11 protein-coding genes are annotated in these 22,004 nt (G+C 49.4%); 1 reads left to right on the forward strand and 10 read right to left on the reverse strand.

The window, feature by feature from the left end; all coding sequences use genetic code 11:
• Window positions 1-48: 48 nt before the first annotated feature.
• The 3 genes from D3H65_RS11655 to D3H65_RS11665 all read right to left on the reverse strand — a co-directional run bounded on the left by D3H65_RS11655 (window position 49) and on the right by D3H65_RS11665 (window position 7,346).
• Window positions 49-1,929, reverse strand: coding sequence for a RagB/SusD family nutrient uptake outer membrane protein (locus D3H65_RS11655; RefSeq protein ID WP_119050481.1), 1,881 nt, complete (start codon window positions 1,927-1,929; stop codon window positions 49-51).
• An 11-nt stretch (window positions 1,930-1,940) separates the two neighbouring features.
• Window positions 1,941-5,069, reverse strand: a complete 3,129-nt coding sequence (locus D3H65_RS11660) for a SusC/RagA family TonB-linked outer membrane protein (protein WP_119050482.1) — start codon at window positions 5,067-5,069, stop codon at window positions 1,941-1,943.
• 417 nt (window positions 5,070-5,486) lie between these two features.
• On the reverse strand, window positions 5,487-7,346 hold the full coding sequence (locus D3H65_RS11665; RefSeq protein ID WP_245999729.1) for a family 43 glycosylhydrolase: 1,860 nt from the start codon (window positions 7,344-7,346) through the stop codon (window positions 5,487-5,489).
• A gap of 360 nt (window positions 7,347-7,706) precedes the next feature.
• Between D3H65_RS11665 and D3H65_RS11670 the strand changes: the two genes are divergently transcribed.
• Entirely contained in the window at window positions 7,707-9,794 is a 2,088-nt protein-coding gene (locus D3H65_RS11670) for a metallopeptidase domain-containing protein (RefSeq protein ID WP_119050483.1), read from the forward strand.
• Window positions 9,795-9,833: 39 nt separating this feature from the next.
• Here the strand turns inward: D3H65_RS11670 and D3H65_RS11675 are convergent, their stop codons facing one another.
• From D3H65_RS11675 to D3H65_RS11705, 7 genes are all read right to left on the reverse strand, one after another.
• Entirely contained in the window at window positions 9,834-11,906 is a 2,073-nt protein-coding gene (locus D3H65_RS11675; protein WP_119050484.1) for a family 20 glycosylhydrolase, read from the reverse strand.
• A gap of 437 nt (window positions 11,907-12,343) precedes the next feature.
• On the reverse strand, window positions 12,344-14,077 hold the full coding sequence (locus D3H65_RS11680) for an alkaline phosphatase family protein (protein ID WP_119050485.1): 1,734 nt from the start codon (window positions 14,075-14,077) through the stop codon (window positions 12,344-12,346).
• Window positions 14,078-14,107: 30 nt separating this feature from the next.
• Window positions 14,108-16,072, reverse strand: a complete 1,965-nt coding sequence (locus tag D3H65_RS11685) for a M60 family metallopeptidase (RefSeq protein ID WP_119050486.1) — start codon at window positions 16,070-16,072, stop codon at window positions 14,108-14,110.
• 24 nt (window positions 16,073-16,096) lie between these two features.
• Window positions 16,097-17,929, reverse strand: a complete 1,833-nt coding sequence (locus D3H65_RS11690; RefSeq protein ID WP_119050487.1) for a LamG-like jellyroll fold domain-containing protein — start codon at window positions 17,927-17,929, stop codon at window positions 16,097-16,099.
• Window positions 17,930-17,957: 28 nt separating this feature from the next.
• Entirely contained in the window at window positions 17,958-19,598 is a 1,641-nt protein-coding gene (locus tag D3H65_RS11695) for a DUF5008 domain-containing protein (protein ID WP_119050488.1), read from the reverse strand.
• Window positions 19,599-19,634: 36 nt separating this feature from the next.
• Complete coding sequence (locus tag D3H65_RS11700) at window positions 19,635-20,387, reverse strand: fasciclin domain-containing protein (RefSeq protein ID WP_119050489.1); 753 nt, start codon at window positions 20,385-20,387, stop codon at window positions 19,635-19,637.
• A gap of 20 nt (window positions 20,388-20,407) precedes the next feature.
• Window positions 20,408-21,967 carry a RagB/SusD family nutrient uptake outer membrane protein gene (locus D3H65_RS11705; RefSeq protein ID WP_162915568.1) on the reverse strand — a complete coding sequence of 520 codons (1,560 nt, stop codon included), beginning with the start codon at window positions 21,965-21,967 and terminating at the stop codon, window positions 20,408-20,410.
• Between the last annotated feature and the right edge of the window lie 37 nt (window positions 21,968-22,004).

The raw sequence follows: 22,004 nt of genomic DNA on the forward strand, positions 1-22,004 counted from the left end.
TACTCAAAAGCTTCTGAATTCTGTATTCTAAATGCTGTCTTCTCTCCCCTACCATCCCGGGTTCTGTGCAAACTCCAGGTACATATTGGCATCCGCATTTTTTAACGGAAACCAATAATGCTTCTCTGTATACTTACGCTCCAGGATCGTTACCTCCCGCAGGTTAAGCACCTTGTTGTTCTTAGGATCGGCTGCATTGAATCCGGGAGCCCGGTCAAATTCAACAGATTTCTTCAAGGTATACGGGCTTTGGATCAACAACATCCACCTGCGCAGGTCATTGAAACGATGTCCTTCATAAGAGAGCTCTACTGCGCGTTCGCGCCGCAGTTCAGGCATGAAAGCATCGAGTGATCCCAGGAATTGAGCGGCCACCTGGCCCACACCTGCCCTGTTCCGGATCACATTGACCGCGTCCACCGCCGTCTTGCCATAATTACCGGCTTTGCCAGTCGGTGCTCCATATCCTTGCGCGGCGGCCTCGGCATACATTAAGTACACATCTGCCAGGCGCATATACGGCAGGTGAATATTCAAAGCTCTGTCATAACTCCAGCCATTATCAAATACATTCGCCGTGATGGGAATGAATTTATACAGCAGGTAACCTGTACGGCTGCCCGTGCTTATATTGCGGTAAGTGCCACCTGTATGTAGTTTGGCATAACGGTTTCCTTCATCCGTCGTAGCCCCCTGCACACATTTTACCCCATCGTATACTATATCATTGTAAAACCGTGGGTCCCTGTTCTTCCAGGGATAGGAAGGATCATAACCCGATTCTGCATCGGCCTGCGTAATATCCTTGATGGGTAAACCATTGGCCATACCATAATAATCCACATAATTCGCCGTAGGCAGGAATTTCATGGCCTCTGGCGACAGAATAGGATTAGGCTGGTATTGCTTGCTCGTATTGTAATTCGTTCCGTTGGCCCCATAATAGGGTCCGCGGAAAATAGCTTCTGTACCTCCTGGCATTAACCAGTTCTGACCGGTAGAATAGAAATTGGTATAGTATTTTGCAAACTCTACCAGCTTATATTCCGTCTGGCCGCCTTCCACCAATTGGAGCAACTCGCCAAAAGCTTCAGCAGCCTTTTTGCAATACTCCGTGTTGTAGGTCTTATTCCCTGTCACCACATAATTCATTAATGGACTTCCAGCCCAGAGATAGTTCTTACCCAGGTATCCCAGCGCCATGATCTTGTTGATGCGCAGTTGGTTTTTACCCAGGGTTCTTTTTCCGGCAGTCGTATTGTCCCAGATAACAGGCAACAGGTTGGCTGCTTCTCTGAAATCAGCCGCCGCTTTATCCGCACATTCATTGTATTTAAGACGTGGCAAGGTCAGTTTTTCGTCGCCGGGCAATACCTTGTCGATATAAGGCAAACCGCCAAAATACTGGATGAACATAAAATGGAACCAGCCACGGAAAAACAACAACTGGCCTTTGATCAGGTCCTTCTCTTCCTGCGTGGCATCCGTCAGTTTATCCAGGTTTTCCAGTCCCATATTGGCTTTGCGGATGCCATACCAACCCAGCTTCCACAGCGATTTGGTCATGCGGTCGTCGTTGGTATTCGTGTTGTTACGGTCCATCCAGCCCGCCTGCCAGCCATCGAATTGCGATTGCCAGCCCCAGAAATCACCATTGTCGATCTTGATCACGAAATGGAAATCAAAGGAGGTGGACGTAATTTCATCTTCGCCCCAGTTCCAGCAATTGGTCCAGTAAGCATTCGAAAAATCCGGGATACAATGATAGAGCTCCTCTGTAAAGCCCTGGAAATTGGTAAAATTTTTAAAAGCATCCTTTGCAGATACGATCGATTGCGGCTCCCTGTCAAGGAATTTCTTGCAGGATACCTGCCCCACCAGGGAAGCAACCACCATGGCCGTCAGCAATGTCTTAATATACTTGTTCATAAAGAGCTTGTTTAGAAAATAATGTTAGCACCGAGGTTGTAACGCTTTACAGTAGGATAAGCACCCTGCGAAGCCCAGCCTGTACCGGCAAAATTCGATTCCCGATCATCCGGCATCTTGCTCCAGACAGCGAGGTTATTACCATTCAGGTAGATCCTGAGTGATTCCAGTCCCACCCGTTTTACCAATCCTTTGCTGAATGTATAAGCGATCTCCGCGTTCTTCAGGCGCAGGTAGGAACCATCGTACATGTATTGCGTACCACGATAATAACCAGCAGGGGTCGACAACCAGCGGGGCATGGGTACATCTGCATTGGGATTGTCTTTGGACCAGTAACTGCCCTCGTCGTACAACACATGGTTTTGAGAGCCCAAACTGTTGAACACTACCTGGCGGGTCACATTATTCACCCCATAGAATTGTACAAAAGCACTCAAGCCTTTCCAATCAACACCGAATGTTGCATTGTAGGTGTTCTGCGGCCAGCCGCTATGACCATAGGGAATATTATCCTGCGCATCGATCACCCCGTCGCCATTATAATCCACGATGTAATAATTGCCGGGCAATTTCTGGTTATCGTTCGTGTTATGGATCGTGCTGCCATACAGTTCATCCCAGGTATTGTAAGTACCCTGGCTTACATACGAATAAGCCTGTCCGATCTGCTTGCCATCCGTTTTCTGGTAGTCTGGCAGCAGCGCAGGGTTGTCGCCGTCGATCACCCTGTTCTTCGTATGCGTCATATTCAGATCAGCCCAAAGCCGCACATTGCGCGCTGTTGCATAATTGAAATGCAATTCCAATTCATACCCTTGTGAATTCACCCGGCCCAGATTGGCCACCGGAGGCGTAACACCATAATAAGAAGGCACGGAAGTACGGCTGCCCAACAATATTTTACTGCGCTTATCCTGGAAGAAATCTACTTTACCTCTGATAAAGCCTTTGAACAGTTCAAAGTCGGCGCCTATATTGAACTTCTCTGCCTGCTCCCACTGTACATTCGGATTGCCCACGGAATTCTCCCGGTACCAGTTATACGGACTTTGCTCGGCAGCTTCGCCGGTCACACCTATCCGCGCCCTGCCGCCATAAGCCCAGTCTGTCAGGTACAAAAAGCGGCCACCCACGTCGTCAAAACCCGTTTGACCATAGGAAGCACGCACCTTCAGCAGGTCGAGGAAGCTAACATTTTGCAGGAACTTTTCTTTCGACACGATCCAGTTCAATCCACCGGAAGAGAAGAACGCGAAGCGGTATTGTGGTGCAAACTTCTCCGAACCGTTGTAAGCACCGTTGTACTCAATGGTATATTTATTATCGTAGGTATACGTAGTACGGAATACCCAGTCCTCACGGTAAGAAGGAATGGCGCTGCCGTTATTGGTAATATTGCGGTTCAGCAATCCCATGGCAGTGAGCGCATGTTTGCGTGCAATGGTTTTGGCATAATTAAGTTGCAGTTGATAGAACAGTCGGCGTTGGTTGCCCGAAACGGCTCCCCCTGCCGGCGACCACTTGGCTCCTTCCTGGAAATCGAAGTTGGATACGCCGTCAAATTTCTCCTTATACAACACCGTACCGGTTTCCGGATCGATCCATTTGCGTTGCACGCCATTGTACAGATCATTCACACCCCGGTCGCTTTCCACGAATGTATTGTCCATGGAAACAGTACCATTGAAGCGTAAGCCTTTGACCAGCATGTCTAAATTTTGTTCCAGCGCAAAATCAGTAGTGATGCGCGCGGTGGTCTGGTATTGAATGCCACCGATGGCCAGGCTACGGGCTGAGTTTTCCGCCCGTCCTTCATTGGGTGCAAAGAATCCCCAGGAACCGTCTGAATACACGGGCATGAACACATCCGGCGCCGTAGTATAGGCATCGATCCAGGGCCCGTATTGATTACCCGTAAAGCCCCAGGGACTTTTTCGTACGCCATAAGAGCCGGAAAGGTTTACCTTAAAGAGCGTAGAGGGTGAAAGCTGAAAATCGAGGTTGGTACGGGTATTCAGCCGGTTGAAACCAAAACCGGGTTTATAACCACGGTTATTATCGTAGGTCTTGAAAAGATCCCCTTCGTGCAGGAAGTCGGCACTGGTAAAATATTTCACAAAGCGCGTACCCCCACTCACATTGAGGTTGGCATTCTGCGACATCGCATAATCCTTGAAAAGGGTTTTCTCCCAGTCTACATTGGGATAACGCTCCGCCTCTTCCAGGTTCGCCGGGTTACGGTATTTATTGAGGATGTCCTGTGGGTAATAATTATTCCAGCTTTCAGGTTTCAAAGCCAGTTCGTATTCGATCGCCTCATTGATGGCACGCAGGGTCTCATACGAATCCGCTTTGCCAGGCAATTTGGAAGGCACTTTCATGATGGTATTAACAGTACCCCTGATAGAAGCCTTACCCGTTTTACCACGTTTAGTGGTAATGAGGATAACGCCATTGGCGCCGCGTGATCCGAATACCGCCGTGGCAGAAGCATCTTTCAGCACCGACACGGTCTCTACGGAACCAATGTCCACGCTGGTCATGGCACGTTCTACTCCATCGACCAGTATCAGCGGGCTGCTGTTGTTCCAGGTGCTGCGGCCACGGATGATGATCTGTGGGTCCTCTTCACCCGGCAGGCCCGTACTTTGTGCAGTAATGAGGCCGGGCACATTACCCGTGAGCGCTGCACCGATATTCGATACACCGCCGGCTCTTTCCAACGTTTTACCCGTAGTTTGCGAAACGGCCGCTACCACGCTTTCTTTTTTCTGGCGGCCATAACCAACCACCACCACATCTTCCAGGCCGATCACGCTGTCCTTTAGGTTTACGATCACATTGCTGCTATTGCGGACATTGATCTCCTGCGCAATTTTCCCTACATAAGTAAAAACAAGGATATGCTTATCAGCGGGCACACGCAGGGAGAATTTTCCATCCATGGTGGTACTTGTGCTGATATTGGTTTGCTTCACCTGCACCGTGGTGCCCGGGATCGGCACCTTTTTCTCATCCAGCACCACCCCTTGTACCACGCGGGCGTCCTGGGCCCGCAGGGGCGAATAGACAAGAACGATCGACAGCGTTACCACTGTCACAAGAAGCCATTTCCCTGGCTTTTGTATGAAATTCATGTTAAGCATTGGAACGTGAATATTTAAGGTGAGGGCAATAAGAGATTAGGCAAAACCACCTTGAATGGTCATGCTTCAGGCAACAATATGCCGGATCTCTTACAGAGATTTACTGGCTGCTACTTAAAAGTGATGGTAATGTAAAAAGGGGTCGGAGTAGAAGATGTCGACCCGGAAGTCGTTCAAATTTCATAAGCAATCATTTAGAGTTTATTAAGCAATTTTTCAAAAGCGTTAATCAGAAAGTCGAATCACATGGCACTGAACACGAATAAACAACGCACTAAACTACAATTGTCATACTGACACGAATGGCACGAATCTCCAAAAGTAGGGTAAAAATGTTTCAGCAGCCTGCCTCCACAATACCCTGCTCCTCATAAGATGTTGGTTTTCATTATTCCTTAGATAGAAGTCCTACCGGGTCAACAGGCGGATACTTTTGAGTAAAATATCCTGCGAAGTCCCGGCCGGAAACCGTACAAACAGGTCATGCTGACCAGACAGCTTACCCGAAGCACTGCGTAGCCGGTACACATGGCTGCTTATTTTACCTGCTTTTACCGGCACAGCTGCGATCCGCTCTCCTTGCTCCAGATCGTCCAGGAGTATTTCCAGTACACCACCTTTGGTGGAACTGGCCATTACCTCGACTGCTTTAGCGGCTCCGGCAGCGCCAAGGTCCACACCCGATATCATCAGCCAGCCACCGTGCAGCGAGCTGTTCGTTACGAGCTGATCCCCATCTGCATGGATGGTTTGGATGCCGTAATGGTTGCTGTTGCCGATCGCCGGCAGCAGTGAAAAGCCATCCTTGCACACAAACAGATCAAAATCGACCAGGCCACCCTCGGCAAACAAGCCCACACTGGTGCCCACCCAGCTATTGTAATTGGGTTGTACTTTATCGAGCGGCACCGCGCTGATGGGCGCACCCACCGCCTGCCATTTTTTTCCATCCGTACTGAAATAACCCGACAGTTGGTGCTCATACCGCTCCAGTTTCAGCCATACCGTTTTTCCCTGGGGGTACGGTACGCTCCTGATGGCAGTATCCAATTGCAATACAATACGCCTGTTGGTAGTCAATTCACTGAACAGGCGCACGAATACCCGTTGGTTGCCATTGGTGAGGTAGATGCCGCCACGCACAGCGCTGTCCTTGGTATTCAGTTCCAGCCGCGTAACTACCGAATAGAAATGATCCGTTTCTTTTTGTACCAGGTGCGTTCGACCGCTATCTGGCGTCAACCGTGCCCACCCTTTGCGTTGCGTCAGTGAAACACCCGCAGCCGCCCCCTTGGTCAGGAAATGCCACCAGTCACCCAACTGATCATTCTCAAAATGATCTGAGTGTACACTACGCCAGGGGGTTTTGTTATTGGTCAACGCCGGTTTTACAACAGGTGTACTCACCGGCGGCATGCCCCAGGGGCGGTCATTTTCCCATATTACCTGGTACAAGGAAGTTTGCCGGCCCATGCCGCTCCAGTCGTCTTTGCCATGGTGCTGATAGCTCTGCCCGATCGTCCACCAACTGCCATCGGCCAGCTGAACCGGAGCAGCAATATGATTGGGACGCGGAAATGTATTGGCAGGGTCGGGACTTGGCTTGAAGAAATTACCCAGCCTCTCCCATTTGGTGGAATCGGCGGTGAGGGCGCTGGCGCGCAATACATATTGACCACCCGATACATCACCTGCGGGGAAATAATAATAGTAGCCATTACGCTTGCACATCACGGGACCTTCTGCCCAGCTGTATTGCAGTTTGGCATTGATCCAGTCGAGGTTGATCACCGAGTCGGTGAGCTGACCATCCCGGCCCAGCGCCTGCAGGCGGTTCACCTTTTGACCATTCTTGATCACCATATAAGGTTTGCCATCATCGTCTACAAAAATGGAGTTGTCGTAGCCTAGCGGGCCGGTCTTCGGATTCTCCGTCACCCGCACGGGGGCCGTCCAGGGACCGGTTGGTAAATCGGCTTTGGAAAACCACTGACCGCCCGAAGAAAAATAGATCCAGTAAGAGCCATAGAAATAAGTGATGGCTCCCTGCCACACACCATTGGAGGGTTTGTCGGTCACCATTGCCGCTTTCTCCGGCGACAGCACCCGCCCAATAATCTTCCAATGCACCAGGTCTTTGGAATGATAGATGGGTAAGTAAGGGGTAAAATGAAAAGAAGAACCACAGTGGTAAAAGTCATCCCCCACCTTCAGCAAAGTAGGGTCCGGATGATCGCCCGGCAATACCGGGTTAATATAGGTATTCACAGCACCATAAAAACGCAGCGAATCAGCATCCGCTGCCGCGGCAGCACGAGGTCCAGGGTTAGGGGCTCCGGGTTGGGCGTATAAGGATAAATTAGTATAAACAAAGCACAGCAGTCCAATAGCAATGGTTCTAAGCATCATCTGGCAAGTACATTAATGAATTGTACCGCCAAGGTATTATCCTACATCTCCGCAGGGGAGCACAAATGGTGAAAAGCAGAACAAAAATGTTCAAAACAGGTGTTTTAACCCATTTATCACAGCGCTCTTTATCGTAATTTTTGTCGATTCCTGCCCTTCTAATCCTCCCCATCTATCGCTCATTCTATTAAATATTATACCCCACCTTAAACCATTACTATGCAAAAGAGTGCAGATCTACACATTTACGAAGCCATTCTACGGCCTGGCGAGCAATCAACAGGCAGGGTTACTCACCACTATGGCCCCTCCGTTACCATTGCAGAAGTGTACCCCGATTATGTTCCCATGGAACCAGAGGAGCTTGAACAATTGAAAGAAGGCCTCGATCCGGTGGGCCAGCGGGGCATTGCAGCCTTTCAGCTTCGCCAGTCGGAGGAGTTCCGGAAGGACTGTGCCAATCGCCCCCATGACGGTGTTGCCTGGAATGATAAGACCATCCCCGGGTTGCAAACGCCTAAACGGATAGACCATAAACTTTATCCGGATTATACCGGTACCCCCACCAGCTCCCAAATGGAAGGCTCTGTGGCCGTAGCCATCATCATTGTATCAGGGCCTGACGCCCTTGCATTTACCCCGGAAGAAATAACCACGGTAGATGCCAAGGTGCAAAATGGCCTGAGCTGGCTGGGCGTCCAGACAGGAACGCCCGTAAGTTTTCACTTTGCCCTCCCGCGCAAGGTGGAACTCACTGTGCCGGATGATCCTTCCAAGCCCAAAAACGATAACTATTGGCTCGACCCTACCATGGAACAGTTAGGATATGCTACAGCGCTGGATTATGTACTGGCAATAAGGGAAGAGATGTCGACCGATTGGGCCTATTGTGCATTTTTTATCAAATATAGCATGGAGCATTTTGCCTATGCCATGATAGGTGGCCCCTACCTGGCTATGAACTATGACAATGATGGCTGGAAGCCTGTCGGTATCGATCGTGTATTCGCACATGAATCAAGTCATATTTTTGGTGCTCCCGACGAGTATGATGACTGCTCGTGCACCAAGACCTATGGTTATTATCATGTAGTAAACGGCAACTGTGAGAACTGTGCACCGGGTGGAGGAGTATTATGCGTGATGAAAAGAAATAGCTGGGAAATGTGCGCTTACACACCCTGGCATCTCGGCTGTATTATTCCGGCAACAGTGTGGAACGGCCCCATAGGCACCTACAAAGAATCCAGTCATTGGCTCGCCGCCGATATCGACAATGATGGCCGCGATGAACTGATACAATTATGGGGGCCTCGCTGGTTAGGCATGGTCGTGTATGGCTGGTCATCAGGAAGATTGGAATTAATGTGGGGAGGCGACATGAAAGAGGGATCTTATGCTGATGCCTGGCTCACCGGCGATATCGACAAAGACATGCAGGCAGAGATCATACAAGTATGGGACAGAGACAATAACCTCTATATGATCGTCTATGGCTGGAACGGTTCCGGAATGGAAGTCTCCTGGAGTGGAAACACCAACCAGGAGCCCGCTGCCATACAATGGCTCACCGGCTATCTTGACGAGGATGGAAAAATGAAGATCATTCAATTAAGAGACATCGATGGACAGTTGGAGATCGTCATTTACCACTGGGACGGTAAGGGCATCGCCGTATTAAAGGCACATCAATTTGCCGCCCGGAACCTCAATGAATGCCATTTCATCATCGGCGATATCAACAGGGATGGAAAGGAAGAGATCATCCAGACCTGGAACAACAACGGCCATTTGGGCATGGTTGTCTATCACTGGGACGGCAATGATATATCCATTCTATGGAGCGGCGACTTTATCGATGAAACACCCAACGCAATAAGCTGGCTTATGGGAGACCTCAATGACGACAGGCTGGAAGAGATCATACAACTAAGGAATAACGACGGTCAACTGGGTATCGTAATCTATCAGTGGAATGGCCAGGCAATCGCCCGCTTATGGAGCAACGATACCATCAACAACGACGCCAATGCCATACAGTGGCTGATAGGTGATGTAGATGAAGATGATCAAATGGAGATCATCCAGGTACAGAACAATGGTGGACAACTGGGCCTTGTTGCCTATGGCTGGTCGGGCAGCGCTATAACAATTCTGCCATGGGGTTATCATGATATGGGTCAGGGCAGCGGTTCCGATGGCTACCTTATTGGCGACGTAAACGGCCTGGGATACCAGGATATCATTCAACCCTGGAGCAGTTTCAGCTCGACCAATATGCTTATTTACGGCAAGGTCAGGGACTAATGAACAGTACAACCCGCTTTCACAAGTGGGTTGTACCTTTTAATGAATACTGTTGGGAATAACCTGTGCCAGTGCATTGATCTTATCACCGGTCAGGATGCAATTGAACACTTTAATATTACCAAGCCTTCCTGTAAAAGCATGCTGAGGATCACCAATATATTGAAGCGGGAAAAACAAGGTCTGGACCTTCGCCATTTCTTTGCCGTTGGCAAAACGGTGTTTCCCACCTTCCAATCGCTCTTTCAGCACGCCATTCACATAAAGGCTGGTGCCTTTATGATCGCCGGTGATGGTGATATGGCTCCATTGTTTTACCGGCACCGTATAGTCAAATGTGTAATCGTAGCCTTCCCTTGAAAAACCAAGTCGCCCCGTTGATAACTGCTTCAATTTTACCACAGCATCCGGGGAAGAGAACAACACGGCATTATCGGGATTGTCTTCACCGGGATAGATGGAAAAGGCCACCGTGTAACCATAACCTATGCCTTGCAGCGGTGTTTGGATAAAACTGTTACCGCCCTTCAACCGCAATATATTCTTGTAGGAGTACACCAGAGAGTCTTTACTGTGTATCCTGCCCATCATATTAAGTCCCGGTCCCTCGCCCAGTTGTTTGCTTTTTTCAAGAAATGTTTGATAGGGTATGGAAGAATCTGCGCCGTTCCACATTTTCTTTGCCAATACCTGCATGGCAGGGAACACCCGGTGGTGTACATCTTTTTCCGTGATGCCATTTCCCACATGATCATTCCACACGGCAAACGCCCCTCCCCTTACCAGCGGATCGCTCTCCGGAAAAGTTTGGTCACCGATCATATTGGGCGTCCATTTCTCATATAGTCTTTTGGTATTAAGATAATCATAGTAGTAACCAGCAGCCGGCACTATATACAACCAGCCATCGGGTGTACTGATGCCATCATATCCCAGCTCCATCATCTTCTTTGGATCGGCATACCCATTATACCACCAGTTCATGGTGACGTTTTCAGCCTTCACCGGCGTTTTGCCTTGTGCATGCGTGAGGGCGCCCCACATACGCACCTTTTTGCCATAGCCTTCTACCAGCCTGATATAGTGATCGGTAAAAGCCCTGAATTGCTCGGCTTCCTTTTTTGAATATTCATCTGTACCAATATGCACTTCCTTACCTATAAATACCGGGTTCGGCCCTTCCAGGTATTCTTTAAACACCTGGTCGATCACCGTATAAGTAAGCGGATTGTCGAGGTCGAGATGATCCATGCCGTAGGTCTTGCTGCCAATGGCCGGTACGGCTTTGGTAAAAGCCAGGGAATGCGCCGGCACATCAATTTCGGGTACGATGGTAACCCCATATGACCTGGCCAGTTGCTGTAATTCAATAAATTCCTTTTTGGTATAGCTACCGTCTTTAGCTGTCAATCCTGGGTAAGTATTGTTCTCCAGCCGGAAAGCGGCATAGGTACTGTCCCAATTGCCGCCAAAAAAATCCTTGAACCCATTATCATTGAGATGGAGGTGAAAATCATTCATCTTGTAATAAGACATGAATTGTACATACTGGCGGAGAAAATCAATGGAAAAGAACTTACGGCCGCAATCCAGTACAAAACCCCGTACAGCATACTGAGGATAGTCGATGGCCTGTCCTCTGGGGATATGCCGATAGGCGCTATCCTGCTCCAATACCTGCAGCAGGCTGCGCGTGGCCCACAAAGCGCCCACCGGCTCCCGGGCTTCGATGGTGATCACCTCACCAATGGTTAATCGATAGCCCTCTTTTTTGATCGTCGTATCCTCCGGATGAAGGGTGAAGTAAACATCGCCGGGGCGGGGCTTACCGGTTTTTATGGCAAATGCCTGCCTGAGCGGACCGGCCTTCAGGTCTGCCGAAAAAGTGTTGGCAACCGGCAATAATACAGGGGCAAAGGCGGGATCTGCTACCAGCCGTGCTTTGTTGTGTAATACGAAATTGCCTGATGCGCCACTCCATTCCCGCAAGGCCGGGATCACAAAGGGAGCCGGATTGACAGCGGAGGATAGTGGTTGACTATTTTTTTGGGCCTGGCTGCCTATTGTTAGCAGCAGGAAAATGTTTAGTATGGAAAGCTTTCTGCCAATCATTGTGCGGGAATTTGAAGAATACAGGAGACAGAATACAGAACTCAGAAGAATACACGTTTGCTTCGATAGCGGATCTCTCACTACGCTGCGCTGCGTTCGGGATGACAAAGAAGGAAGAAACGTACCACCCTTGGTTGTCATTTCGACCGCAGGGAGAAATCTGGCATCGAAGTGAACGTTCGTGTCGCAAGCGATCTCTCACTACGCTTCGCTGCGTTCGGGATGACAAAGAAGGGTGAAACGCTCCAGAAGAAAAACACGTTTATTTAGGGTTGATCGGCTATCGAAGCAAAAGCCCCTTTAGGGGCCAAAGCTTTGCAGAAAAACACGTTTATTTAGTATTGTGCGCCGTAGGTGCACCCCTTTGAACGAAGCAAACGTGTATTCTTCTGAATTCTGTATTCTGTATTCTGTATTCTGTATTCTAAATTCTCTTCCTACAACTTAATAAACTCTCTTTCAAAGGTCTTGATCCAGGCGCCGCCGTCGAGGCTCCAGTCAGAACGGATATTGATCCGCATCCAGTAGAAAAGCTGCGATACGATGTCCACATTCGCCGGCTGCACGGCTATCTGGTTAGCCCCCAGCGGATCTATTGAACAAGGTACATCCGCCAGTCCTTCCCATTTATAACTGCCTTTCAGTACAAAGTTATTCGTCTGTGCAGGCGCTTTATTTAGGAACTGACCGCCATATCCATCTGCAGCAGGCCAATATCCTACGAGGTTGGCATATTTGGGATGCTGGCTCACATTCTTCAGGCAGCTATTGTTTTTGATCTCGTCGTCGCTCAGCGCCGTATTGAAGATCATCACATCAGCCGCGTAAAAATTAGTACTGGTATAGGTGGGGTCCGCTCCAAAGCCAAGCCTGATGGGTGAAGTGCTGGTAATAGAACCGCCATTGTCATAGTTCGTGGTGATATCCGTCTGGTCATGACGCACGCCATCCGTATACCTTCTCAACCATTTTTTGGAAGCACTGTCCGCAAATACGATCGTGAGCGTATGCCACTGGTTGTTGAATACAGGCGGAGAACCTGGTTGTATCCGCCGCTCGCCGCTGGTAGTAGACCGGATAGAAATAGCCCACACCGCACCAGAGGCAAAGCAGGACCAGCCGGATGTGGAAGGCCAGCGTTCCATTTTGGAGAAGAAATGCGGATAAGAACCCGATGTTCCCTTCACTTTCAATTGTATGGTTTGCTGGTTCCTCTCCGGATTATAAGCACTGCCATCAGCCAGTTGCGCTGAAATAGCTGTGGCATCTTTACCCGTCAGTTGTACACCGGCAAAGCCGCCGCGGATCAGCTCCTGCTTTTTGATGTTCTCATTATAATACAGGGTGAATACGCTCGTCTCTGCAGCCGAACTGCCCCCATATTGTTTACCTATCCCGCCATGGGAGGTAGTCACCACTACCAGCCATTCTTCTTTCTTATTGTATTCCTTCCTGGCTTTGAGCGCCGTCATCAGTTCACCGATATAAGCATCCACTTTCAGGATCGCTGCTTTGTATTCGGGTACCGCAGCGTCAAATCCGTATTCCCTGCCCGCGATATTGATACCATTGAAATGGGCGATCATGAGATCGGGATTGCCATTCTTCAGTTGCGCTACCGCACTGTCTTTTACCGCTGCATCATTTGCTACGGCAATGGGCTTCTCCGCTTCGGGAAATAACTTGTTGATCATATATCCCCAGGGACTGATCACCGTGGTCTCAATATCCGCCCGGCTGGAAGTAAGGATGTACTGCATGAAAGAAGGATAGTTAGCCGGTGCATCATGTTCGTTGCCACCTACAGGCGCGGAGAATACGAGGGTGCTATCTGAGATGCTGTGCCGTGTTTGCGAAACACCCGAAGCCAGTGACTTCCAGGAAGCGCCATCAGTGGACACATCTTCCGTGCGGCCCGTATACGTATATTTACCGTGCTCCAGCATGGAAGTAATGGTAGGCGGCGCAATCGTTTTGAAAGCATCTGCCACACCACCGTCGATCACCACCAGCAAGGTCTTGCGCGTGGTAAGCACTACGGTAGAATCATCCTGCTCAAAGAAGGGAGGCGGATCAGCATATTTTTTACAGGCAGGTATCGTAATGACACTTGCAATAGCCACCGCCAGCAAAGAGACCCCTGTAATTAGTTTCCGGTTGTTCATATTCATGTATGATTCAGTAAAGGAAAGTTGTTTGGTTTATGGCTGTATCACGTCGATCTCCGCCATGCTGGTATTCATGCTGCCATCAGTATTGTAGGTATCTGCAGGACCCGTGATCGTGAGCCTGAAATACCGTGCGCGTACTACAGAAGGCAGGGTAAAGTTTTGCTGTGCATCGATCTTTTGCAGCAACAGCGGGCTGCCATCTACCGGCGTCCAGTTGCTGTTATCAATGCTGGTCTCTACTTTCAGGTTCTTGATATTCCGGGCGCCGCCTTGCCGTTGAGTAAACCTGAAACCTTTGATATCGAGTTTCATACCCATATCGATCGTAGCGATCACCGGCGAGGTAGGGCCATAAGCGCTATGCCAGTAAGTAGTCAGGTTCCCATCTTTCACCGCATCTTTACCACCACCTTCGGGGTTTACAGAATTGACAGTGACCGTCCAGTTGGTCCTGCTGTACACATTTACATAGGTATCACCGCCCGTGCGGGTAATGGGGTTATATTTCCAGATCTCCTGCGTAAGGAGCCTGTATCCTTTGGCATCAATCGCATTGAGCGATACAGAACTGATATTGATACCCCAGGCCAGGAAGAAAAGTTTCCAGTCTGTCTTCGTGAAATCGCAGAGCGTTTCATATACGAAATCCCTTTTGTCCTGGTCATTATTGGAAGGATACACCGCACGACGCGCTTTCTTATAGAGCTCGGCCATGAAAGACCAGCCATCGGGCTGACCGGGATAACCCCAGTTGGCCGGTATCTTATCAAACACTTGTACAAAAGGGGTGATGCGGGCAAAAGGATCGTTGATACGCACATCTGTACCATCGAAATCTTTAGTTCCTGTAGCCGCAGCAAATGCCAGGGCTTGAGGAAACATAGAGTTAACTGCGGGATGGTAAGGAGGCCAGGCTGAAGGATCATTTTTCTCCACGCTCTGACGATGGGATACCTTAAAGGAAAAGAGGTTATTGGACGTTTCACCCAGGCTACTCCAGCTCCAGTAATCCCCTTGCTGGTTGTTGTGGCCAATTTCGTGAAAAGTGCCCCAGGCCCATCCTTTTTTGATGGCCGTGAGGTCGGTAAATTCATCAAACCAGCCATAATCATTATAAGTAACCACCGGGAAACCACTGTGTCCATATCCTAATGATGGCTTGATATCCTGTACCACACGCCAGGGCAATACAGGCGCCAGGTCATAGGCTTCCGTGGCGTTCTCAGCCAGGCCTTCCCATTGGTAATAGTCCATATCGATGGCCCTGTCCCACTCTTTCATAATGCTTTCCGGGTCCTGTATATTGCGGGATACACAATAGTCGCGGGGCACTACAAATACAATATTCTTGCTCCTGAGCTCCAGGTAAGGTACACAGGAGGTTCTGATCGCAGCTGTCCAGGCGGCATTGTTGGTTTTGCCCAATTCGAAATCGGGCGATTTCACAGCGCCGCTGAAAGTAAGCGTTACCGGTGTGGCTACCGGCCGCGCAGCAAAGATGTAAATATGGCCGCCGTATAAATTACGCACATAGTTGCGGCCGGGCGCCAGCTGCATGCGTGTATAGATCAATGGATCGCGTGGCGCATTCAATACCGAAGAAAGGTTATCCTCCCAGGCGCCCACCTGTACTGATAAGCTATAATCGGCGGGCACATCAATGGTTACCAGTTCACCCGGCGCTGCATACAGGCCGGTACTGAACTGCGGTTCCGGTGGTACAGATATGCGCAGGTGCTCCTTCACATAATTGTAGTTCAGGTTCATCGTCACCGCCTGGTTCTTCAACCGCGTTTCCGTATTACATACCAGCCCGGGAAATACCCGTGCCTGTGCATATTTGCTCACATCGATCACCGAACTGTTGGTATCTACCGTGATGGAAGGAGCCGGGAAACCGCCTTCATCCCTGCCGTCCTTGAAAGTCTCTTTGTTCTTGACGCAGTGCGCCAGCAGTACAGCAGTGCAGGCTATCAGGAATAATTGTTTGCTCATATCGATAGTTCTACTGTTTCGTAATTATAAATTCATAAAAGAAGTTAACCAGGTGCTGCCATCAAGTTTCCAGGAGGCACTGGGGTTGACACCCATCCAGCCCAATACCTGCGTCACCACATCCACCGAATTGGGAACCACCTTAAAGGAATTGGCATCGGGTGTGGGGCATACATTGTTCACAACTTCCACAAAACTGCTGCTGCTGTAATTGCCACTGAGGAAAAGCGCCAGCTTATCATTGGTATAACCGGGATAAGCGGGATCACCTGCTTTGTATTTACCGGAGATAGCTGTCAATGCTTTCTTTTGACCAGAAGGGGTTGACAGGTTGCTGATCTCCCGGCAGGACCAATAGCCAACCAACCTGCGGTTATAAGGATCTTCCGGAGCAGGCGATGTTTTACAACTGTTGGCCAGGATATAGTCACGGCCAAAAGCCGTATCATAGATCTTTACATCCGTAATGCTGTAATTGGCCAGGTTTGTTACGTTATCAGTTGCCAGCTGTCCGATATTGAAGGCCGCCGGACTATTGAGGTTACCATAGGAATTAATATTGCGCGTATTATCGCTTATACCTCCGTCCCAGTATACGCCATCGGTAAAGGTCTCCACCCGGCGGGTGGTGGCATTTTGCTGATTGATGGTCACGGTGAGCGTATGCCATTTGCCATCAGCAATAGAAGCGCCGCGGATCTGCCGGTTGCCCAGGGAAGTCTGTCCGAAATTGATCATCCAGTAATCCGCTTCCAGGAAAAATACCCAGCCCACTACGCCGCCCGAGAAAGAAGCCCTTTTCCCCAGGATGGCGGGATAATAATAATTACCGGACGGAATTTTCACCTTACACTCGATCGTGTAACTACCTGATGCGCCAAAATCAAGCAGGTTACCGGCATTGGTACCTACTGCTTTGGTTGCTGCAGCTGAGCCCCCCTGGTATACAGGCGTGGTGCCGGAAAAGGGCAAGGAGCCGGGCTTATAGGATACTTTCATATTGGGCGCATAGCAAATGAAAAAGGTATTGCGGCGCGAATCATCATAAGCCAGTTTATCAGCAGCCACCGGATCAGATGCCAGTACAGAACCTTTATTGGAAGTAACGATCACCATCCAGTTCTCCAACGCATAGGTAGACCGGTGGGAAAGCGTCTCCACGATCGTTTGGATATACTCATCCGTTTTCAGCATCGCTGTTTTATACCCTGCATCATCTGCATTGTAAGCGCCTGCCATGCCTGCCACATCTACCGCGTGGAATTGCGCTACGAGCAGGTCGGCATCACCCTTGGTTAGTTCGCCTACCACCGCATCTTTCACCGCAGCATCGCTGGCCAGTGTTTTCTTCTCCGTGGCATCGGTCGCCAGGTTTTGGATGAAGTCATTGGAAGCACCGAGGGCTACTGTTCTCAGGTTGGGTTTTTGCTGCTTAAAACGGGTAAACAAAGAAGGATAGTTTTGCAGGTCGTTGCCCGTAAAGTCTTCTCCTGTCACCTTGTGCTTGGCAGCTGTAACACCCGTCAACAGGGTGGTCCATCCCAGGGCATTGGTTACCGGGTCCTTATAGGTATCAGTGAGTCCGTCAAAGGAATAGATCGCATTATCAGCCAACACCGTCAGGAAGGGTGCCTGCATACGTTGTACTTCGCCGCCAACGGCTCCGTCGACAATGATGACCAGCATTTTTTGTTTCTTACCCGCTCCCCCATCAGCTCCATAATCCTGTTGAAGGGTATTGTCGAATGTTTTGTTACAGGCAATAAAAGCAGCCGTGACTGCCAGGAAGCCAAGCAAGACCATAGGTCCCCATCCTCTTCTGCCCTGGCTGCTGTATTTCGTCTTTTGTGCACGCATGGTATTAAATTGAATGTCCGTTTATGGTTTACTTCCTGATCTCCAGGTATACAATATTGCTTACGTCCGTATTATCGAATTTGTTGAAATCACCCACCAGTATCACGCCCGGGTAACCCAGGTCGGTGGTCCTTTCTATCATTTTATAGATCCTTCCGGTAAACGTACCGGTATTGTTGTAACCTGTAATGGCCTTACCGTCGGGACCGAGGTAAGCAAAACCAGGGCGCACCTTCTCATCGTACTTTTGGAAAGTGCCGGCCACGATCACATCACCGGAGTTGAGTTGTGCAGCATAGGTCACCTTACCGTTGGTCGTACTCCGCAACTGGAAACTTTGATCTACACTGCCATCCGGCTTTAGCATCACCACGCCATTGGCCGCAATGCCATTGAAGGAGTGAAAGTCGCCTGTCAATAAAATGCGGTCCGTCTCTTCATTATAGGTCACCGAAGAAATAACATTGTCCGCACCTGATCCCGTATTGAAATCGGCACTGATCGCTCCATCCCACTCATCCAGGCAAACGATCCGGCTGGCCGTTTGTCCGTTAAAAGTGGTAAAGGCGCCTACTAACAACACACGACCGCCTGATATGCGGATGGCTGCTACTATAGGACCATTGCCACCGGGATTGCCTTTGTGCAGGGTGAGGTTGTAATTGAAACTGGAATCGAGCGAACCATCTGCATTCATTTTAAGCACCTGGGGCATCAATACCCGGTTGGCCACTTTGTTGGCCTTGGTAGACCGGGTATAGTAGTTGCTCCGGTATTCCGTAAAATTGCCCACGGCAATGATCTGTTCATCATCCGTTTCATAACTATACAGGATGGCGCCATTTACGCCGCCATTGAAGGAAGCTACGGTGTCTTTGCTGTCATTAGGGTTATTGATCGGATCCGGGTTCACCAGGTCAACCGTCATCGAATCCAATTGTGCACGCTGGTACATACGGGTAATGGAATAAATGCCGCCCCGCTCGTTGTATTTTGTAAAGAAGCCACTCGCCAGGTAATTACCACTGGCCAGTGGCGTGATGGAGTAAATAACACCGCCTTCGGTACCGGTACGGGTGAGCATTTTATTGGAAGCCGTGAGGGTGCCCGTTTTGTCGATCTTGGCAATATCATAGATCGGAGCAGCAGGAGTAGCCAGGCTATTATAATTGGTGAAGGAACCCGCAATGATATAGGAACCGGCCACACTGGTAGCGTTCACAATATCAAGAATGGGACCCCGCGCGCCATTATAGGCTACAAAAGAAGGATCGATGATCAGGTTACCCCGCACACGGAACTCCGGACCAAAGAAATACTGGTTGTCAAATTCCACCGCTGCACCGCCCGTGATGGCATCGGCAGGGATACGCACCGAAATGCTGCTGTCACCCACCGTCATGATCTCTGTTTCCAGTTGTCCGATCAGGAATTTGAATTTACTTTCCTTGCCTTTTAAGCCCATTACTTTAAAAGTAACAATGGTACCCGCCCTTCCCTGTGAAGGAGAAGGAAGTCCATCGAGGAATTTGATAGCTGCCTTCGGGCCATCGGGGTAAAGTTGCACGCGGTTCTCGTCATCTTTTTTGCAGCCTGCCAGTAGTAAGCCGGCCAGTACCGGCAGCAGCAGCCAGTTTGTTTTCTTATATCGTTGATGCATTATTTTCATAAGCTTCCATTGAATGTGTTAGTTGTTGAAGGGTCTTTACGGATCGATACCATAGTCCAGCGCATCGTTGTAAAACAGGAAAGGATCGAACCCAAAATAATGATCCGTAAAATCGAGTACGATAATACCTCCTGTAATAGTAATATTGAGATTGGTAGCAAACCTGAGTACATGTACATAACCATTGCTGGTGGTCACATTGCAGGTAGCCACAGGGGCGTTGATCCAGGAATTGGTGGGCGACGAAAGTGAGGCGATGAACGAAAGATACAAACTCCTTTCCCCTGCATACTGCACACCGCCGGCATCACCATACTTTACCCCAATGTTCATAATATCGCCTCCGTAAGAAACATACGACTGACCAGGAAAAACAGGTACGTTCAAAAAGTCAACCTGCGGATAATCCGTCAGCGACTTTTTGTGTTTGAAGATATACCGGTTCAGCATTTTCTTCCATACGGCCGGTTTTATCTGGCGCAGGTTGTACACAGTATCCTTGCCGTAGGATTTTAACAGCAGGTTGACGATCCGTATAGTCTTTCCAATAGTCTCCTGCGGTGGAGCAAAGAAAGTCACCTCCTCGCTTTTCAGTGTTTGTTCGAGACCTGCCAGGCGGATCACCTTCGACAGGGAGTCGAACATATCCGGCCTTGATTGGAGATAATCAAAAGTAGAACCTTTGAATACAGGGTCCAGTGTGCCCCCATCCTGGTAATTGCTCTTGTTGCAACTGCTCATCACAAAGAGCAGCAGGGCAAACGGTAGTATTTTATTAATGACGTTCATAGTATTGCTGTTGAGCCGGATCAGTTCCAGTAGTTATTTAAAATGATGGAAGGATTATTGGCGCGTACGGCATTGCTCAGCGGCCAGGTCCAGGCGCCATTCTTATAGTCTTCCACTGATATTGAATTGCCAAAGGAAAGTTTGGGATCCAGCACATTTTTAGTGCGGATCATATCATAAGAAAAATGCCCCTCTCCGATCAACTCTTTACAGCGCTCATACCAGATGGCTTTCTTCAGGTCATCGCCCGGCTGACCGGTATATACCGTTGCCCCTGCCCGCGTACGGATGGTATTCAGGGCAGTGATCGCTTCTGGTGAACGACCCACATTGGCATATGCTTCTGCCAGCAGCAGGTAAGATTCGCCGAGCCTGAATACGATCTGGCTATCATCTACATAACTGGAGTTATTCTCTGTCTGGAATATATTACTGTACTTGGTGAGCCAAAACCGGCCGGTAGTGGAATAGATATCTTCGTACCATTCACTGCGGCGTATATCGGGCTGTCCCACAGGATAGATCTCATCCAGGTATTTTTGTTCGTAATAGAGATAGGTATTCCTTGTTTCCGTCGCATTGATGCGGTAACGCGTAATATGATCGGAAAAGAAAGACCAGCCAAAGCTCTCCCCATAGTTGGAGTTCTGGGGCATCTCAAACAGCCCCTCTTTCGAACGGCCACGGAATACCGTCCGGAACTGGCGGTTGGTATAGGGTATCAGCTCATAGGCGCCGCCATTCTGTTTGATCAGTTCTTCACCAAAAGCAATGGCATCGTTGTAGTGTGCGAGCGCATTACCCCCATCGAAAGAGGCAAGCCACATATTCATATGCATCAGCAGTGCCAGTGCACCTCCGCGCATACCGCGTACTGCACGGCGGGCAGCATCATCATAGGTCCAGGGCAGGTCTTTTTCGTAAGCAGCCATATCAGCCACACAGTTCTTCAACACTTCTACCATGGGCGTCCGGGGCAGGGCTTTCGAATTGTAGGCATTGGTGTAATAAGGCACGTCACCAAACACCCGCACCATGGTGAAATACGCCATATTGCGCATAAACACCCCTTCAGCCCTGTACTTTGCTTTTTTCTCAGGCGTCAGTGCCTTTACCTTTTCTATTTCTTCCACCAGGATATTGGCAGAAGCCACTACTTTGAAAAGGCGGTCCCAGTTCATGAAACGCTCTGTGGTAAAGATGTCCGACCAGTTATTACCGCCCCAGTTATAGGTACCACGCACAATGGGATTGAGGTTATTGGTGCGCAGGAACTGCACATAAGTACGCCCCCATGGACTATTGGAAGGCTCATAGATCGGCGCAAAGCGCATATCACCGGAAAAAGCGAAGAATGGAAATTCATCCGTACCGCCTTCGGCCTTCATATTGCTGCGGAAAGTAGCCGCCCGGTATAATTCAAAAAGGCCATTCGTATAATTGTCAACGTCCGCTTCTGTTTGCCAGAAGTTATTGCCCGACAGGTTGCTGAGCGGATCGAGGTTGAGGAATTTCTTACAACCGGCTCCTGCCACCAGCAGTGTCAGTATCGTAATGGAAAGGAAAAGCGTCTTTTTCATGTTCTGCATTTACTTGTTTTCGTTGATACTATTCAGC

It is taken from the genome of Paraflavitalea soli, from assembly GCF_003555545.1.
GTDB lineage: Bacteria > Bacteroidota > Bacteroidia > Chitinophagales > Chitinophagaceae > Paraflavitalea > Paraflavitalea soli.

Excerpts from the sequence above, each read along its gene's own strand:
- D3H65_RS11700 (WP_119050489.1), bottom strand. The coding sequence starts at position 20,387 with ATGAACGTCATTAATAAAATACTACCGTTTGCCCTGCTGCTCTTTGTG.
- D3H65_RS11655 (WP_119050481.1), bottom strand. The coding sequence starts at position 1,929 with ATGAACAAGTATATTAAGACATTGCTGACGGCCATGGTGGTTGCTTCC.
- D3H65_RS11660 (WP_119050482.1), bottom strand. The coding sequence starts at position 5,069 with ATGAATTTCATACAAAAGCCAGGGAAATGGCTTCTTGTGACAGTGGTA.
- D3H65_RS11680 (WP_119050485.1), bottom strand. The coding sequence starts at position 14,077 with ATGAATATGAACAACCGGAAACTAATTACAGGGGTCTCTTTGCTGGCG.
- D3H65_RS11695 (WP_119050488.1), bottom strand. The coding sequence starts at position 19,598 with ATGAAAATAATGCATCAACGATATAAGAAAACAAACTGGCTGCTGCTG.
- D3H65_RS11675 (WP_119050484.1), bottom strand. The coding sequence starts at position 11,906 with ATGATTGGCAGAAAGCTTTCCATACTAAACATTTTCCTGCTGCTAACA.
- D3H65_RS11705 (WP_162915568.1), bottom strand. The coding sequence starts at position 21,967 with ATGAAAAAGACGCTTTTCCTTTCCATTACGATACTGACACTGCTGGTG.
- D3H65_RS11690 (WP_119050487.1), bottom strand. The coding sequence starts at position 17,929 with ATGCGTGCACAAAAGACGAAATACAGCAGCCAGGGCAGAAGAGGATGG.
- D3H65_RS11685 (WP_119050486.1), bottom strand. The coding sequence starts at position 16,072 with ATGAGCAAACAATTATTCCTGATAGCCTGCACTGCTGTACTGCTGGCG.
- D3H65_RS11670 (WP_119050483.1), top strand. The coding sequence starts at position 7,707 with ATGCAAAAGAGTGCAGATCTACACATTTACGAAGCCATTCTACGGCCT.